Genomic DNA, 16,060 nt, shown 5'->3' with positions numbered 1-16,060 from the left:
CTTGCGCAACACGGAAGGCTCACTATATACCTTTAGTAAGTTACCAAAGGTACATAGTGTGAAGTTTCACCTGCTGCCCGCGGTCACGCTGACGATATCGATATTCAGAGGATTTCCATGCACGCGCTCATCGTCGTTTCACACCCCAAACCGGGCTCCTTCACCCACGCCGTCGCAAACCAGGTCGCACAGGGCATTGCCGCCTCCGGCACGCATTCCTTCGAGATTGCGGACCTTGCCGCGGAGGGGTTCGACCCGCGTTTCTCCGCGCAGGATCACGGCTTTTTTGTCGGTGAAGGCAAGCTCCCCGCCGACATAGAAGCCGAACAGGCGCGGCTTGACCGGACCGATGCTCTGGTTCTGGTCTATCCGGTCTATTGGTGGTCCTTTCCCGGGTTGCTCAAGGGCTGGATCGACCGGGTTTTCACGAACGGCTGGGCCTATGTGGAAGAACCGGATGGCAAGATCGTGCGAAAACTCGGCCGGCTTCCGGTCCACCTGATCGCCGTCGCCGGAGCCAACATGCGGACCTATGCGCGGCATGGCTATTTCGGCGCGATGAAGACGCAGATCGACCATGGCATCTTCGACTATTGCGGCGCACCGGTCGCTAGGTCGGAACTGCTGGTGCCGGATGAGAGGTCCCCCGAAGCCCACCTCGATACGGTGCGCGCCATCGGCCGGACCCTTTTCGCGGGCTGAGGCCGGGCTTCTCAGCTCTTTTTCTTGCTCTTCGCCTTGGCCTTGCGCTGCTCCTCGCTCTCGATGAGTTGCAGCGTCTTTTCCGGTGGCGTGACGAGGCCGACGGAGATGATGAGCTTGGCGGCGTCCTCGGCGCTCATGTCGAGCGGCACCAGCTTTTCACGCGGCACATAGACAAGGAAACCGGCCGTCGGGAAGGGCGTCGGCGGCAGGAAGCAGGCGACCATGTCCTTGCCCATCGACTTGAATTTCGCGGCGATCTCGCCACGCGCATCTGTCGCCACGAAGACGATCGCCCAGAGGCCGGGGCTCGGATATTCGATCATCGCCGCCTTGTTGAAGGAGGTGCCCTTGTCCTTCAGCACGGTCTCGAAGATCTGCTTCAGGCTCTTGTGCACCGTGCGCACCAGCGGCGTGCGGTTGAACAGGGAATCGCCGAACTCGACGATCGTGCGGCCGATAAGGTTCTTGCCGAGGAAACCGACGAGCGTGATCAGGATCAGCGCGGTCAGCAGACCAAAGCCAGGAATGGCGAACTGGAGGTAGTTTTCCGGATTGTATTGCGCCGGAATATAGGGTTTCACCCAGCTGTCCGCCCAGCGGATGAAGGTCCAGGTCAGCCATATGGTGATGGCGATCGGCGCGCAGATCACGAGGCCGGTCAGGAAATTGTTGCGCAGCCGCGTGGCAAGCGACTGTCTCGGGACGAGTTCGGTCATCGGGTATCCAGGGTCTGGCAAGCGTGGGAGGGCGCTCAGCCGTAGAAACCCGGATGATAGGAAACGGTTCCGCCGCCGTAAACCGGTGAAAACGCCACACGCATGAAATACTCCGGGGGCACCCCGTCCAGCGTCAGTTTGGGGTCCGGCGCAAAACCGAAACGGCCGTAATAGGCGGGATTGCCCAAAAGCACGCAGCCGCTCGCCCCGAGCGCCTGCAATTGCGCGAGCCCTTCGCGCACCAGCTTGCTGCCGATACCCTCGCGCTGGCGGGTGGGATCGACGGAAATCGGGCCGAGGCCGTACCAGTCCGTACTACCATCGGAGACCGTGACCGGCGAGAAGGCGACATGGCCGACGACCACGCCATCCGCCTCCGCGACGAGCGAAAGCGTCAAAGCGCCGACCGCGCGCAGGCGATCGATGATGATATGTTCCGTGCCGTCGGCGTAGGGTGCGGTCTTGAAGGCGGTTTCCGTCAGCGTGCGGATCACATCCACATCATCGGGTCGTTCCGGGCGCAAGACAATCATTCGACCGTCACGGATTTTGCGAGGTTGCGCGGCTGGTCGACATCCGTGCCCATGAAGACGGCGGTGTGATAGGCGAGAAGCTGGATCGGCAGCGAGTAGATCATCGGCGCGATGATCTCGTCGACATTCGGCAGCACGATCGTCGCCATGGTTTCGAGCTTCGAGGCGGCCGCACCCTTCTCGTCGGTGATGAAGATGATCCGGCCGCCCCGCGCCGCCACTTCCTGCATGTTCGACACGGTCTTGTCGAAGAAGCGGTCGTGCGGCGCAATGACGATGACCGGCATGTTCTCGTCGATCAGCGCGATCGGCCCGTGCTTCAGCTCGCCGGCGGCATAACCTTCCGCGTGGATATAGGAAATTTCCTTGAGCTTCAGCGCGCCTTCCATCGCCAGCGGATAGCTGGTGCCGCGGCCGAGATAGAGCACGTCCTTGCACTTCGAAAGCTCGCGCGAAAGCTGCTCGATCGACGGTTGGATGGTGTTGAGCACGCCCGCCATGATACGCGGCATTTCGGCAAGGTTGCGCACCAGCGCTTTCTCCTCGGCCTCGCTGATCGTGCCGCGCGCCCTGCCCGCGCCGACGGCGAGTGCCGCCAGCACCGCAAGCTGGCAGGTGAAGGCCTTGGTGGAGGCGACGCCGATTTCAGGACCTGCGAGGATCGGGAAGACGGCATCCGATTCGCGGGCGATCGACGATTCGCGCGTGTTGACCACGGCGCCGATCTTCAGGCCGTTTTCCTTGCAGTAGCGCAGCGACGCCAGCGTATCTGCCGTTTCGCCGGACTGCGAGATGAAGAGCGCGGCCGAGGCCGGGTTCAGCGGGATCTCGCGATAGCGGAATTCCGAGGCGACGTCGATCTCGACCGGCAGGCGGGCATAGCGCTCGAACCAGTATTTGCCGACGAGGCCGGCGAGATAAGCCGTGCCGCAGGCGGAAATGGCGAGGCTCGGCACCTTGGCGAAATCGATCGCCGAGGCGATGGGGCGCACCGTATGCGCGAGGAAATCGACATAATGGCTGAGCGCGTGCGAAATCGCCTCCGGCTGTTCATGGATTTCCTTTTCCATGAAGTGCCGGTGGTTGCCCTTGTCGATGAGATAGGCGGCGGCGGAGGAAACCTGTCGCGGACGCTCGACGCGGTTGCCGTCGAGGCCGAAGATGTGCGCGCCGTCGCGGCCGATCACCGCCCAGTCGCCATCGACGAGATAGGTGATTTCGTTGGTGAAGGGCGCAAGCGCGATCGCGTCGGAGCCGAGGAACATCTCGCCCCGGCCATAGCCGATGGCGAGCGGCGGGCCGCTGCGGGCGGCCATGATGGTCGACGGGTCGTCTTCGAAGATCACGGCGAGCGCATAGGCGCCGGTGACGCGGCGCAGCATGGCATGCATCGCCTCGCGTCGGCCGAGACCATCGCGGCGGTATTTCGCCACGAGCTGCGCGACGACCTCTGTATCTGTCTGCGTGGCGAAGGTGGCGCCCTCGGTGATCAGTTCGTCCTTCAACTCGGAAAAATTCTCGATGATGCCATTGTGCACGACGGCGACGCCATCGACGAAATGCGGGTGGGCATTGGCTTCCGTCGGCGCACCGTGCGTCGCCCAGCGCGTGTGGGCGATGCCGAGGGTGCCGGCAAGCGGCTCCTCGGAAAGGCGCTTTTCCAGGTTGAAGAGTTTGCCTTCAGCGCGGCGGCGCGCGAGCTTGCCATCAACGATGGTGGCCACGCCGGCGGAATCGTAGCCGCGGTATTCAAGGCGCTTCAGCGCATCGACAAGCCGGCCGGCGACAGGCTGGTTTCCGACGATACCGACAATTCCGCACATGGCCCGCTCCGCGCTTTCGAAAAGTTTCTACTGCGTTCTTTTCGTAGTGGTTTTTTGCTGCGGCGCAACTCGCCGGCACTCACTTTCGATTGCAAGCGTTAATGCTGGTGGGGCCTATTCGGCGGCCTTCTTCTTGGCATCCTTGATCGCCTGGTTGCGCTCGCGGATGAGGACCGCCCGGCCCTCCTTGTTCTCCTGCCGGGCACGGGCAAAGGCGACGGCATCGTCCGGCACGTCCATGGTGACGACGCTGCCTGACGCGATATAGGCACCGTTGCCGATCGAAACCGGGGCGACGAGCGACGAGTTGGAGCCGATGAACGCATGGGCGCCGATCTGCGTCAGGTGCTTGTTGATGCCGTCATAGTTACACGTAATGGTGCCGGCGCCGATATTCGTCTTTTCGCCGATGATGGCATCACCGATATAGGTAAGGTGGTTGACCTTGGCGCCCCGGCCGATCTCCGCCTTCTTCACCTCGCAGAAATTGCCGACCTTCGAGCCTTCGCCGAGATTGGCGCCGGGCCTGAGGCGCGCATAGGGGCCGACTTCGGCATCCGCCGCGATATGCGCGCCCTCGATATGCGAGAAGGAATGGATGAGCGCGCCGCTTTCGATCGTCACGCCCGGGCCGAAGAAGACGTTCGGCTCGATCGTCACGTCGCGCTCGATCTTCGTGTCATAGGCGAGGAAGACGGTTTCGGGTGCGATCATCGACACGCCGTCCAGCATCATCTCCAGCCGGCGGCGCTGCTGCCAGAGGCGCTCGATGACGGCGAGTTCGGCGCGGGTGTTGCAGCCGGTCAGCTCCTCCTCGGGCGCCTCGACGGCGATGGCATGGCCGCCGGAGGCGCGCACCACCTCGACGATGTCCGTGAGATAATATTCGCCCTTGGCATTGTCGTTGCCGATGCGGTCGATGAGGTCGAGCGCCTTGCGACCGTCGATCGCCATCAGGCCGCCGTTGCAATAGGTGATGGCGCGCTCGGCCTCGCTCGCGTCCTTCTGCTCGCGGATCGCGACCAGCTCGCCATCTTCCACGATCAGGCGGCCGTAACCCGTGGGATCCGCCGTCTCGAAGCCGATGACGACGACGTCGATGCCCTTGGCAAGACCGTCGCGCGCGGCCTTCAGCGGTGTCTCGGTGATGAGCGGCGTATCGCCGAAGACGACGAGCACGTCGTCGTACCCTTTCGCGATCGCGTCGCGGGCCGCGAGCACGGCATGGGCCGTGCCGAGGCGTTCGGTCTGGATGTGCACGGAGTTTTTCACGGCGGCATTCTTCGCTGCCGCCTCGACCTTGTCCGCATCGCGGCCGAGCACCAGCGCGATATCGGAAATGCCGGCCTTCGCCAGCGCATCCACCACATGGGCGATCATCGGTCGGCCGGCGACGGGATGCAGCACCTTCGACCGCGAGGACTTCATCCGCGTGCTTTCGCCGGCGGCCAGGATCACGGCCAGGCAGTTGCGCTTCGTCCGGTCTGCAGTCATGGGAATCCCTCGTTCACGCCAAATCGTCGCCGATCCTTAGCAAAAAGCCTTGGGGGCAGACAAAGGGATTTAATTGGCGCTGCGCAGGCGGCTTTCCGTCAGCAGCCCGCTTTCGTCGAGGATCGGATAGGCGACGGAGACGAGATGCGCGTTGACACGCTTCAGGTCGCGCAGCATGTCGAGATGCAGCGAGCTCGTCTGGAGGCTGTCGAGCCGCCCGTCGCGCAGGCGCTCCAGGTGCCGCTCGGAGGACTGTTTCTCCATGCGCCGCACATCGACCTTCACCTCGACGAGCTGGCGCGCCAGCCCCTCGTCGCGCGTGACGAAGATCGTCTGGGCGATGCGCAGGTTCTCGATCGTCAGGTTGAACAGGTTGGAGAGCTCCTTGTAGCCGTCGTCGGAGAATTTCAGCCCGTTGACGATCTTCTTGCGCACCTGCTCCTGCAAGCCCTTCTCGATGATGTCGCCCACATGTTCGAGGTTGATCGCATAGTCGATGATGACGATGGAGCGCGCGGCACTTTCACCGGTGATACCCTGCCGACCGAGCCGGGAGAGGTAGATCTTCACCTCCTGCTGCAAGGCATCGACCTGCCGCTCCAGTTCGACGATCTCGCCGAGCGGCGCGAGATTGTTGTCGTTGAAGGCCCGCATCGAGCGGATCAGCATGGATTCGATGAGATCGCCGACGCGCAGCACCTCCCGCGTCGCGCCGGACAGCGCGATGAGCGGGGTGGAAAGCGCCGAATCGTCGAGATATTTCGGCCCCGTCTCCGGCTGCTTTTCCTCCGGAACGAGCTTTTCCATCAGCCGCGACACGAGCCCGGACAGCGGCCAGAGCACGAGCGCCACCACCAGGTTGAAGGCGAGATGTACGTCGACCGGCAGCTTGGAGGCCGGGATCGGCAGCAGCGCGAGCAGGTCGGCGACCTGCCCCGCGAAGGGCAGCACGGCGAGGCAACCGACGCCCCGCACGAGCAGATTGCCAAGCGTCACGCGCCGGGCGGAGGCCGCCGCCTTCAGCGTCGCGATGACCGGCGGCACGGCGCCGCCAAGATTGGCGCCGAGCACGAGGATAACCGTCAGCGCCGGCGACAGGATGCCCATCGCCGTCAACGACAGGATGAGCACGACCACCGCAAGACTAGACGATGCGATGATGGCCAGCACCGTCGAGAAGGCGAGCGCGACCGGCCAGGCGCCGTCGAGCAGCGTCAGGAAGGCGGCGAGTGCCGGCGACTGGCGCATCGGCTCGGTCGCAAGGCTCAGCAGATGCAGCGACAGCAGCATCAGCCCGATGCCGACCAGCGCGGAGCCGAGGCCCTGGCGCGCGGTCGAACCGCTCGACTTGTAGAGCACGACGCCGACGAGGATGACGAGCGGCGAGACCGATTCGATGCCCGTCGCCACCAGCCAGGCGGTGACGGCCGTGCCGACATTGGCGCCGAGCAGCACGATCTGCGCCATGCGGGCCTGCACGAGCTTGCGCTCGACGAAGGAGGCAGTCATCAGCGCTGTCGCCGTGGAGCTCTGGAGGGCGATCGTCGCGACGAAACCGGCGAAGAAAGAGCGGAACGGCCCGCGCGTGCCGAGCGCCAGCCCGGAGCGCAACCGCACGCCGAAAGCCCGCGTCATGCCGTCCTTCACCTGTGCGAGACCGAACAGGAGCAGCGCGACAGCGCCGAAAAGGTTGATCATGACAACAGTGGATTCCACGTCGGTGCACCTCTATCATACCGGTAAAACACCGGACTCACCGGCTTAATCCCGCATCCGATCACGAAGTCTCGCATTCGGATAGGGCAAAACAGCGAAATTCCGCCAATAATTTCAGAAAACTTTCGTTTGCCGGCAAAGGAAATCGGCAGCCACTGACACATTTGCGTCAGAGGCCGTTTTCCCATGCATTGCGAAGCGCCAGCATACTTCAATTCCCGCGAACTTTCCGATAAGAGACGGTTTCCGGCCGCATGGCCGCCGATATTGAGGAAATTTAGACGATGCTCGAAGCCCTGAGACGCTCCTCCCAGACCTGGGTGGCAAAAGCCCTGCTGATCCTGCTGGTCGGCTCCTTCGCTGTCTGGGGCGTTTCGAGCTCTCTGGTCACCGGCACGGCGAACTCCGTCGTGACCGTCGGCGATGTCAGCGTTTCGCCGACGGATTTCCGCCTCGCCTATGAGCGCCAGGTCGCCACCATGTCGCAGCGCTTCGGCATGCGGCTGAATGCCGAGCAGGCGCGCGCCTTCGGCATCGAGAACCAGGTCTTCGCCGAACTCGTCGCGGGCGCCGCCCTCGACCAGCTGTCGCGCGACATGAACCTCGGCCTGTCGGAAGGCCGCCTCGCCCAGCTGATCGCCGACGATCCGGCCTTCCGCGGCGTCAACGGCCAGTTCGATCGCCTCGCCTTCTCCTCGGTGCTGCGCAATGCGGGCCTGCGCGAAAACGACTATATCAATAACCGCAGCCAGGTGGCGATCCGCACCCAGGTCGTCGAGGCGGTTTCGGACGGCTACAAGGCGCCGGACGTGCTGACGGAGGCGCTGCGCCAATACCGCAACGAAGCGCGCACCATCGATTACCTCATCCTCAGCAACGCCAATATCGACCCGGTCAAGGCGCCGGGCGACGACGTGCTCGCCCCCTGGTTCGAACAGAACAAGGCGAGATACCGCGCGCCGGAATACCGCAAGGTCGTCTATGTCGCGCTGGAGCCGAAGGACATCATGGACGCGGCCGCGATCACCGACGAGGCGCTGCAGGCCGACTATGACAAGACCAAGGAAAAGTACCGCACGCCGGCAACGCGCACGATCGAGCAGCTGACCTTCCCCGACCGTGCCGCGGCCGATGCCGCCGCCGCCAAGCTCGCCTCCGGCACGACCTTCGACGCGCTCGTCGCCGAACAGGGCAAGACGGCGACCGACGTGCTGCTCGGCGACTTTACGCAGGCGAATGTGCCGGACCAGAAGTTCGCCGAACCCGCTTTCGCCGTTGCCACCGACGGCGGCACGACGCCGGTCATCGACGGCACCTTCGGCCCGATCATCCTGCGCGTGACCAACATCCGCCCGGAAAACCTGAAGACCTTCGACGAGGTGAAGGAAGAGCTGCGCAGCGAACTGGCACTGAGCGAAGCCGCCGACGGCATTCTCGCGGTGCATGACCGCATGGAAGACAGCCGCGCCGAGGGCCTTGGCCTTGCGGAGGCGGCCGCCAAGAACAACCTGAAGGCCGTGACAATCGACGGGATCGACGCCCAGGGCAACGACCAGAAGGGCGAAGAGGTCAACGGCCTGCCGGAGAAAGCCGCCCTTCTCGGCGAAATCTTCAAGACGGATGTCGGCACGGAAACCCAGCCGATCAATGTCGGCCGCGAGGGCTACGCCTGGTTCGAAGTGCTCGACGTGATCCCGGATCGCGACCGCACGCTCGACGAGGTGCGCGACCGCGTGGTGGCCGACTGGACCGCCGAGCAGCAGCGCCAGACGCTCGCCAAGAAGGCGGAAGAGCTGGCCGAGCGCGTGCGCAAGGGCGGCGATCTCGCCGCGATTGCCGGCGAACTCGGCATGGCGGTCGAAAACAAGGCGGGCCTGCACCGCAGCGCGCAGGACCCCGTGCTGAGCCCGGCCGCCGTTGCCGCCGCCTTCGCCGGCCCGGTCGGCCATGTCGCCAACACGCCTGGCGTGGATGGCGAGGGCCAGATCCTCCTGAAGGTCGCGGATGTCGCAACCGATTCGGCAACCGATGCGCTCTCCAACGAGGACCAGCAGATCGCTGCCGTCGCGCGCGCCAGCGGCGACGACATCCTCGACCAGATGGTGAGCTCGCTGCAGACCGCCTATGGCGTCTCGATCAACCGCACGCTCGCCGAACAGAGCATCGCTCGATAGAGGAAGACGGGAACCGCATGTCCGACCTGAAATCCTATATCGCCAAGGTCGCCGCCGGAAACGCGCTCGACCGCGAGGACGCCCGCGGCGCCTTCGAGATCATCATGTCGGGCGCCGCCACGCCCTCGCAGATCGGCGGCTTCCTGATGGCACTGCGCGTGCGCGGCGAGACCGTCGACGAGATCTACGGCGCCGTCGGGTCGATGCGCGCCCGCATGCTGCCGGTCACGGTGCCGGCGGATGCCATCGACATCGTCGGCACGGGCGGCGACGGCACGGGCACTTACAATATCTCGACGCTCGCCGCGATCATCACCGCCGGCGCCGGCGTGCCGGTCGCCAAGCATGGCAATCGGGCGCTGAGCTCCAAGGCGGGCACGGCGGATGCGCTCTCCTGCCTCGGCGTGAAGCTCGATATCGGGCCGACGGAAATCGCCCGCTGCGTGCACGATGCCGGCCTCGGCTTCATGTTCGCGCAACTGCACCACCCGGCGATGAAACATGTCGGCCCGTCACGCGTCGAACTCGGCACGCGCACCATCTTCAACCTGCTCGGGCCGCTCTCGAACCCCGGCGGCGTCAAGCGCCAGCTCCTCGGCGTCTTCGCGCCGCAATGGCTGGTGCCGCTCGCCGAAGTGTTGCGCGATCTCGGCTCCGAGAGCATCTGGGTCGTGCACGGCTCCGGCCTCGATGAAATCACCACGACCGGCACGACGCAGGTCGCGGCGCTGGAAGACGGCAAGATCCGCACCTTCGAGCTGACGCCCGCCGATTTCGGCCTTCCCCAGGTGACGCTCGACGATATCCGCGGCGGCGATGGCGCGCACAATGCCGCAGCCCTGCTTTCGGTGCTCGGCGGCGCGCACATGCCCTATCGCGACGTCTCGCTCGCCAATGCCGCGGCCGCTCTTCTCATCGCCGGCAAGGCGGAAACGCTGAAGGACGCCATGGCGAAGGCAACCGAAGCGTTGGAAAGCGGGCGCGCCCGCACGGTGCTCGAACGCCTCGTTTCGGTTTCCAACGAAGGCCATGCGGAGTAGGATTGGCCATGACCGATATCCTGAAGACGATCGAAGCGTACAAGCTGCAAGAAATTGCCGCCGCCAAGGCGCGCGTGGCCCCCGCCGAGCTTCGCGCCCAGATCCGCGACCAGGAGCCGCCGCGCGGCTTCTTCGCCAGCCTCAAGGCCAGAAAAGCCGCCGGCAATTTCGGCCTGATCGCCGAAATCAAGAAGGCAAGTCCCTCCAAAGGCCTCATCCGCCCGGATTTCGATCCGCCGGCGCTCGCCAAGGCCTATGAGGCCGGGGGCGCCGCCTGCCTCTCGGTGCTGACGGACACGCCGAGCTTCCAGGGCGCACCCGAATTCCTCACCGCCGCGCGCCAGGCCTGCGCGCTGCCGGCGCTGCGCAAGGATTTCATGTTCGACAGCTACCAGGTGCTGGAAGCCCGCGCCTGGGGCGCTGACTGCATCCTCATCATCATGGCCTCGCTCAGCGACGACGATGCGAAGATGCTGGAGGACGCCGCCTTTGCGCTCGGCATGGACGTGCTGATCGAAGTGCATGACGAGCCGGAAATGGAACGGGCGCTCAGGCTGAAATCCAAGCTCGTCGGCATCAACAACCGCAACCTGCGCACCTTCGAGGTCGACCTCGCGGTGTCGGAAAAGCTCGCCGGCATGGTGCCCGACGACCGCCTGCTCGTCGGCGAAAGCGGCATCTTCACCCATGCGGATTGTGAACGCCTCGCCGAGGTGGGCATCTCCACCTTCCTCGTCGGCGAGAGCCTGATGCGCAAGGACGACGTGGCCGCCGCCACCCGCGAATTGCTGACCGGCTCCGCCGGCATGCTGGCGGCCGAATGATGGCCGAAAAGGCCGCCATGCTGACCCATATCGATGCCTCCGGCGAAGCCAACATGGTGGATGTCGGCGACAAGGCGGAAACGGTGCGTATCGCCGTTGCCGAAGGTTTCATCCGCATGGCGCCTGCGACGCTCGACCTGATCCTCAAGGGCGACGCCAAGAAGGGCGACGTGATCGGCACGGCCCGCCTTGCCGGCATCATGGCCGCCAAGCAGACGTCGAGCCTCATTCCGCTCTGCCACCCGCTGATGCTGACCAAGGTCGCCGTCGAAATCCGCGAAGACCGCGCGCTGCCCGGCCTGCGCGTCGAGGCCATGGCGAAGCTCACCGGCCGCACCGGCGTGGAAATGGAGGCGCTCACCGCCGTCAGCGTCGCCTGCCTCACCATCTACGACATGGCGAAAGCCGCCGACCGCGAAATGGAGATCGGCGGCATCCGGCTCGTCGAAAAATCCGGCGGCCGCTCCGGCGATTACAAGCGGGCAAACGCCTGATGTCGCTCCTGCCCGTCGCCGACGCCCTCGACCGCCTGCTTTCCCGGGCCAAGCCGACACAGCGGACGGAGACGGTTTCCCTGCATGACGCGCAAGGCCGCGTTCTCGCCGAAGACATCGCCGCGCGCCTGACCCAGCCGCCCTTCACCAATTCCGCCATGGACGGCTACGCCGTCCGCCATGCGGACATCGCGACACTCGGCGCCGTCCTCAAGGTCGTCGGCCTCTCCTCCGCCGGCCATGCTTTCGAAGGCTCCGCTGGCCCCGGCGAGGCCGTGCGCATTTTCACCGGCGCGCCCTTGCCCTCCTTCGCCGATACCGTGCTTCTTCAGGAAGACGCGGAAAAGCTGGGTGACGGCCGTATCCGCACGACCTTCCTCACGCCGAAAGGCCGGCATGTGCGCCCGCGCGGGCAGGATTTTTCCGAAGGCGAGACCGTGCTGAAGGCCGGGGCGGTGCTCGACGCCGGCCGCCTGACCGTCGCCGCCGCGATGAACCACTCGACACTTGTCGTCTACGCCCGCCCCCGCATCGCGGTGCTTGCGACCGGCGACGAGCTCGTCCCGCCCGGAACGCCGCCCGGCGCCAGCCAGATCATCGCCTCCAACACCTACGGCGTCTCGGCGCTCGCGCGGGTGGCCGGCGCGGAGGTGATCGACCTCGGCATCGTCGGCGACGACAAGCAGGCGATCCTGGAGGCCGTGCGCAACGCGCTGGCGCTTGATATCGACGTGCTCGTGACGCTCGGCGGCGCCTCCGTCGGCGATTTCGACCTCGTGCAGCCGGTGCTCGGCGAGGCCGGCATGGAGCTCGATTTCTGGCGCATCGCCATGCGCCCGGGGAAACCGCTGATGGTCGGCCGGCTGGGAGATATCCAGGTGCTGGGCCTCCCCGGCAACCCGGTCTCCAGCCTCGTCTGCTCGCTGCTCTTCCTGGAGCCGTTGGTGCGCCGCCTCGCCCGCCTGCCCGCAAAAAACCGCCGGCACCCGGCCATCGCCGCCGTGCCGCTCAAGGAAAACGACCAGCGGCAGGACTATGTCCGCGCCCGCATCGTCCGGGGACCGGCCGGCGACCTGTACGTGACACCCTTCGGCAAGCAGGATTCCTCGATGATGAAGGTCTTCGCCGAATCGGAAGGCCTGCTCATCCGCCCGCCGCACGCCCCGGCCGTGCCCGAAGGCGATCCCTGCGAAGTACTCCTCCTGCGCGAACCCTCCGCCTGAACAATATTATTATTTCCAAGGCCTTGCGGAACACATATGGAACAGATAGTGTCTGTTCTGGATTTGTTTCACGATTCTGGATTGTTTCAAGATTCTCGGTGGAGGGGCCATGCTCACGCGGAAACAACAGGAACTTCTCCTGTTCATTCATGAACGGATGAAGGAGTCCGGTATTCCTCCCTCCTTCGACGAGATGAAGGATGCGCTCGATCTCGCGTCCAAGTCCGGCATCCACCGCCTCATCACCGCGCTGGAAGAGCGCGGCTTCATTCGCCGCCTGCCCAACCGGGCGCGGGCGCTGGAAGTGATCAAGCTTCCCGAAGCCTATTCGCCAAGCCTCCAGCCGCGTCGTGGTTTTTCGCCGGCCGTCATTGAGGGCAGCCGCGGCAAGCAGCCGGTGCCGGCCGCCCCCGTGCAGCGCACGCCGCAGGCGGACATGTCGTCTTCGGTCTCGGTACCGGTCATGGGACGCATCGCCGCCGGCGTGCCGATCTCCGCCATCCAGAACAACACCCATGAAATCATGGTACCGGCCGAGATGGTCGGCAACGGCGATCATTATGCCCTGGAGGTCAAGGGCGACTCGATGATCGAGGCCGGCATCCTCGACGGCGACACGGTGATCATCCGCAACGCCACCACCGCCAATCCGGGCGAGATCATCGTGGCGCTCGTCGACGACGAGGAGGCGACGCTGAAGCGCTTCCGCCGCAAGGGCGCCTCCATCGCGCTCGAAGCCGCAAACCCGGCCTACGAGACCCGCATCTTCGGCCCGGACCGCGTGAAGATTCAAGGCAAGCTCGTCGGCCTCATTCGCCGCTATCATTGAGCGCCGTCTCGGCCTCGAAGGTGCCGCTGCGCCAATCATAGGTGCGGTGGCGGGACCAGGGCCGGTCGAGGGTTTCGACGGCGGATGTGATCTCGGCTTCGGAAAGCGGTGGAGCGGCCTTTTCGGCGCCGGGCTGGATTTCCAGGGCGCCAGTACGCCGCAGATGGCGAGCCGTCATCAGCCGGGCACCGGAGCGGCATGTTTCCAGCCGCAGGGCCTGGGACACGACGACGAGGTCGGCGGCATCGCAGGCGGTTCCGAGGAAGGCGAGGTCTTCCAGCGTGACGATCCGCCAGCCGCTCGGCGAAACCGCGGCGCAGAATGCCTTTGTTTCGCAGATGAAGCCCGTACCCTTTCCCGCCGCCTCCAGGGCGGATACCATGGCGGCCTTCGCCCTCTGCCGATCCGCCTTGTGGCGCGGTTTCCTCTGCTTTTCAGTTCCTTCAGCGGGTGCGGCGGCATCTTCTACCGTCAGGCCTTCGCTCTTGCGCATCTCCGGCTTGACGAGATCGCCGAGCCGTAGCGCGCGCCGCCATTGCGCATAAATGAAATCCGGCGGCCTTGCGCGGTTGGTCGCAACGGTGTCGCCGCGCCGGATCGCCACGAGGCGGCCGTCTTCCGAGACCAGCACTTCCGGCGCACGGCGTTCGTCCGGCCAGCAGGCGATGATGATGCCAAGCGCGACGAGCAGCGTGCCGGCATGGCGCAGCCGGGTGCGCAAAATGCAGGCCAGGCCGCCGCCGAGGCCGACCAGCAGGAAGGCGGACTGCGGAATCTGACCGGTGACGATTTCGCCTTTCCAGCTCGCGACCCAGGTCGAAAGCGCGATCATCCATTCGATGCCCTTGCCCATGATCGCGAAGGGAATGGCGTCGAGGCCGAACGGCATCAGCAGCACGGCGATGAGGCCGAAGGGCATGACGATCGTGCTGATCACCGGCATCGCCAGAAGATTGCCGGCGAGGCCATAGGCGGGAATGCGGTGAAAGTGGCCGATGGAATAGATCAGCGTGGAAAAACCACCGATCAGCGAGGAGAGCATGAGCCCGCCGAAGAAACGGCCGAGCGAACCGCCGAACAGTTGCAACGGCCCTCCCCGGCTTTCCCGCCGCATCGGCCGCTCGCGCCAGGCCGCGTAGCCCGCGACAAGCCCGAGCGTTGCCGCATAGGACATCTGGAAGCCGGGATTGGTGACGGCGGATGGTGTCACCAGCAGGATGAGGATCGCCGAGAGCGCGACATTGCGCAGGCTGATGGCCGATCGCCCGAAGAGCACGGCCACAAGCATGACGCAGATCATGATCCACGATCGCACGGCAGAGAGCGCGCCGCCCGAGACGAGAATATAGAGCGTCACCATGATGAGCGCGCCGACGGCGGCAATCTTCTTGGCCGGATAGCGCTCGGAAAAGCCCGGAATCAGCGCCATCAGCATGCGCGCACCGACGAGAAAGGTGCCGGCGGCGAGCACCATGTTAAGCCCGGAAATGGCCAATACATGGGCAAGCCCCGCCTGCCGCAGCGCCTCGACCGTGTCCGCGCCGATCGCCCGCTGTTCCGCCGTTACCAGTGCCGCGGCGATCGCCCCGGCATCGCCGCCGATGCGCCCCCGAATATGCTCGGTCAGGTTGTTGCGCCAGCGCGCGATCTCCTGCCTGATCCGCCCTTCCAGCCCCGCCTCGCCGGTCACAACACCTTTGGGCGCGCTGTAAAAATAGCCGACGGCGCCGGTGCCGGCGAAATAGGCATCGAAGGCGAAATCGTTGAGGCCGGCCAAGGCCGGGCCGGACGGCGGCCCGAGGCGCGCGCGCCCCGTTATGCCCGCGCCGATCGCGATCGGTTCATGACGGCTGCGGGCAAGCAGCGTGACGATGCCGGGCGGGCGCTTCAGCACCGGATCGCGCGTCGCCTCCAGTGCGATACGGTAGCGGATCGCCCCGCGCTCGTCGCTTTCACGCGACAGTACCCGACCACTGATTTCCGTGGTGACCGGCGTATCCAGGATGACAGTATCGAGCCGGGCGCTTTCCATGGCTGCAAGCAGCATGCCCACGGGAACGAGAAAAGCGGCACCCGCGGCGAGCGCCACCCAGTCCTCCCGGTGCCGCAGCCGCCAGGCGGGCCAGAACGTAACGCAGGCGAGAAGCAGCAGGGCATAAATTGGCGGATCGGTAGCGGCGGCAAACCACAGGGCGGCGCCGATGCCAAGGAAGACCGGCACGAACAGGAAGAAGTGGCCGTGCGCCCGCTCCTCGGCGAAGGCGGCATCAATTCTCTGGCCGGCAAGGCTTTCTCGAAACCGGCCGACGGCGCGCGCATAGGCGGCAAGCGTGGCCCTGCGACGGCGCGCGGGCAAAGCCGGTATCGGCAGCGAATCGCCAGCCGGCGCGACGCCCCAGGCCTCTGCCTCGCGCGCCGCCTGCTTCTCCGCGATGTCGATCCTGGCCATGCACTCGGCCCCACCGGTTCCCCTGGCGATTATGCAACCC

At 65.3% G+C, this 16,060-nt stretch carries 13 protein-coding genes; 7 read left to right on the top strand and 6 right to left on the bottom strand.

Annotation, left to right across the window (positions count from 1 at the left end):
- The first annotated feature begins 117 nt into the window (after positions 1 to 117).
- Positions 118 to 702: an NAD(P)H-dependent oxidoreductase gene (locus AC1RWL_RS12720; protein WP_493094542.1), complete on the top strand. Its 585-nt coding sequence runs from the start codon at positions 118 to 120 to the stop codon at positions 700 to 702.
- 11 nt (positions 703 to 713) lie between these two features.
- Here AC1RWL_RS12720 and AC1RWL_RS12715 read toward each other — a convergent pair whose 3' ends face one another.
- The 5 genes from AC1RWL_RS12715 to AC1RWL_RS12695 all read right to left on the bottom strand — a co-directional run bounded on the left by AC1RWL_RS12715 (position 714) and on the right by AC1RWL_RS12695 (position 6,987).
- Positions 714 to 1,421, bottom strand: coding sequence for a DUF502 domain-containing protein (locus AC1RWL_RS12715; protein WP_256115965.1), 708 nt, complete (start codon positions 1,419 to 1,421; stop codon positions 714 to 716).
- A 35-nt stretch (positions 1,422 to 1,456) separates the two neighbouring features.
- On the bottom strand, positions 1,457 to 1,954 hold the full coding sequence (locus AC1RWL_RS12710) for a GNAT family N-acetyltransferase (protein WP_493094543.1): 498 nt from the start codon (positions 1,952 to 1,954) through the stop codon (positions 1,457 to 1,459).
- A complete protein-coding gene (gene glmS, locus AC1RWL_RS12705; protein ID WP_493094544.1) occupies positions 1,951 to 3,777 on the bottom strand; it encodes a glutamine--fructose-6-phosphate transaminase (isomerizing) in 1,827 nt (608 codons plus the stop codon). The genes AC1RWL_RS12710 and glmS overlap by 4 nt, the downstream gene beginning before the upstream one ends.
- A gap of 114 nt (positions 3,778 to 3,891) precedes the next feature.
- Entirely contained in the window at positions 3,892 to 5,271 is a 1,380-nt protein-coding gene (glmU, locus tag AC1RWL_RS12700; RefSeq protein WP_493094545.1) for a bifunctional UDP-N-acetylglucosamine diphosphorylase/glucosamine-1-phosphate N-acetyltransferase GlmU, read from the bottom strand.
- Positions 5,272 to 5,340: 69 nt separating this feature from the next.
- Entirely contained in the window at positions 5,341 to 6,987 is a 1,647-nt protein-coding gene (locus tag AC1RWL_RS12695; protein ID WP_493094546.1) for a Na/Pi cotransporter family protein, read from the bottom strand.
- A gap of 284 nt (positions 6,988 to 7,271) precedes the next feature.
- Here AC1RWL_RS12695 and AC1RWL_RS12690 point away from each other — a divergent pair, with 284 nt between their 5' ends.
- The 6 genes from AC1RWL_RS12690 to lexA all read left to right on the top strand — a co-directional run bounded on the left by AC1RWL_RS12690 (position 7,272) and on the right by lexA (position 13,571).
- The gene (locus tag AC1RWL_RS12690) at positions 7,272 to 9,161 is read left to right on the top strand and encodes a peptidylprolyl isomerase (protein ID WP_493094547.1); all 1,890 of its coding nucleotides are present in this window, start codon (positions 7,272 to 7,274) and stop codon (positions 9,159 to 9,161) included.
- A gap of 17 nt (positions 9,162 to 9,178) precedes the next feature.
- Positions 9,179 to 10,201, top strand: a complete 1,023-nt coding sequence (gene trpD / locus AC1RWL_RS12685; RefSeq protein WP_493094548.1) for an anthranilate phosphoribosyltransferase — start codon at positions 9,179 to 9,181, stop codon at positions 10,199 to 10,201.
- An 8-nt stretch (positions 10,202 to 10,209) separates the two neighbouring features.
- Entirely contained in the window at positions 10,210 to 11,025 is an 816-nt protein-coding gene (gene trpC, locus AC1RWL_RS12680) for an indole-3-glycerol phosphate synthase TrpC (protein WP_493094549.1), read from the top strand.
- Positions 11,025 to 11,519, top strand: a complete 495-nt coding sequence (moaC, locus tag AC1RWL_RS12675; protein WP_493094941.1) for a cyclic pyranopterin monophosphate synthase MoaC — start codon at positions 11,025 to 11,027, stop codon at positions 11,517 to 11,519. The genes trpC and moaC overlap by 1 nt, the downstream gene beginning before the upstream one ends.
- Entirely contained in the window at positions 11,519 to 12,742 is a 1,224-nt protein-coding gene (locus tag AC1RWL_RS12670) for a molybdopterin molybdotransferase MoeA (RefSeq protein WP_493094550.1), read from the top strand. The genes moaC and AC1RWL_RS12670 overlap by 1 nt, the downstream gene beginning before the upstream one ends.
- Positions 12,743 to 12,851: 109 nt before the next feature.
- Positions 12,852 to 13,571 carry a transcriptional repressor LexA gene (gene lexA, locus AC1RWL_RS12665; RefSeq protein ID WP_435267174.1) on the top strand — a complete coding sequence of 240 codons (720 nt, stop codon included), beginning with the start codon at positions 12,852 to 12,854 and terminating at the stop codon, positions 13,569 to 13,571.
- Here the strand turns inward: lexA and AC1RWL_RS12660 are convergent.
- Positions 13,552 to 16,020, bottom strand: a complete 2,469-nt coding sequence (locus tag AC1RWL_RS12660) for a ComEC/Rec2 family competence protein (RefSeq protein ID WP_493094551.1) — start codon at positions 16,018 to 16,020, stop codon at positions 13,552 to 13,554. The genes lexA and AC1RWL_RS12660 overlap by 20 nt on opposite strands.
- Positions 16,021 to 16,060: the final 40 nt, after the last annotated feature.

This window comes from Shinella sp. GW821-FHT10F02, from assembly GCF_058809275.1.
This window is presented reverse-complemented; position numbering and strand designations above follow the sequence as displayed.

Bases quoted from the DNA above. Each gene is read 5' to 3' on its own strand.
- AC1RWL_RS12660 (WP_493094551.1), bottom strand. From the start codon at position 16,020: ATGGCCAGGATCGACATCGCGGAGAAGCAGGCGGCGCGCGAGGCAGAG.
- AC1RWL_RS12670 (WP_493094550.1), top strand. From the start codon at position 11,519: ATGTCGCTCCTGCCCGTCGCCGACGCCCTCGACCGCCTGCTTTCCCGG.
- trpC (WP_493094549.1), top strand. From the start codon at position 10,210: ATGACCGATATCCTGAAGACGATCGAAGCGTACAAGCTGCAAGAAATT.
- glmU (WP_493094545.1), bottom strand. From the start codon at position 5,271: ATGACTGCAGACCGGACGAAGCGCAACTGCCTGGCCGTGATCCTGGCC.
- moaC (WP_493094941.1), top strand. From the start codon at position 11,025: ATGGCCGAAAAGGCCGCCATGCTGACCCATATCGATGCCTCCGGCGAA.
- AC1RWL_RS12710 (WP_493094543.1), bottom strand. From the start codon at position 1,954: ATGATTGTCTTGCGCCCGGAACGACCCGATGATGTGGATGTGATCCGC.
- AC1RWL_RS12715 (WP_256115965.1), bottom strand. From the start codon at position 1,421: ATGACCGAACTCGTCCCGAGACAGTCGCTTGCCACGCGGCTGCGCAAC.
- AC1RWL_RS12720 (WP_493094542.1), top strand. From the start codon at position 118: ATGCACGCGCTCATCGTCGTTTCACACCCCAAACCGGGCTCCTTCACC.
- lexA (WP_435267174.1), top strand. From the start codon at position 12,852: ATGCTCACGCGGAAACAACAGGAACTTCTCCTGTTCATTCATGAACGG.
- AC1RWL_RS12690 (WP_493094547.1), top strand. From the start codon at position 7,272: ATGCTCGAAGCCCTGAGACGCTCCTCCCAGACCTGGGTGGCAAAAGCC.
- trpD (WP_493094548.1), top strand. From the start codon at position 9,179: ATGTCCGACCTGAAATCCTATATCGCCAAGGTCGCCGCCGGAAACGCG.
- glmS (WP_493094544.1), bottom strand. From the start codon at position 3,777: ATGTGCGGAATTGTCGGTATCGTCGGAAACCAGCCTGTCGCCGGCCGG.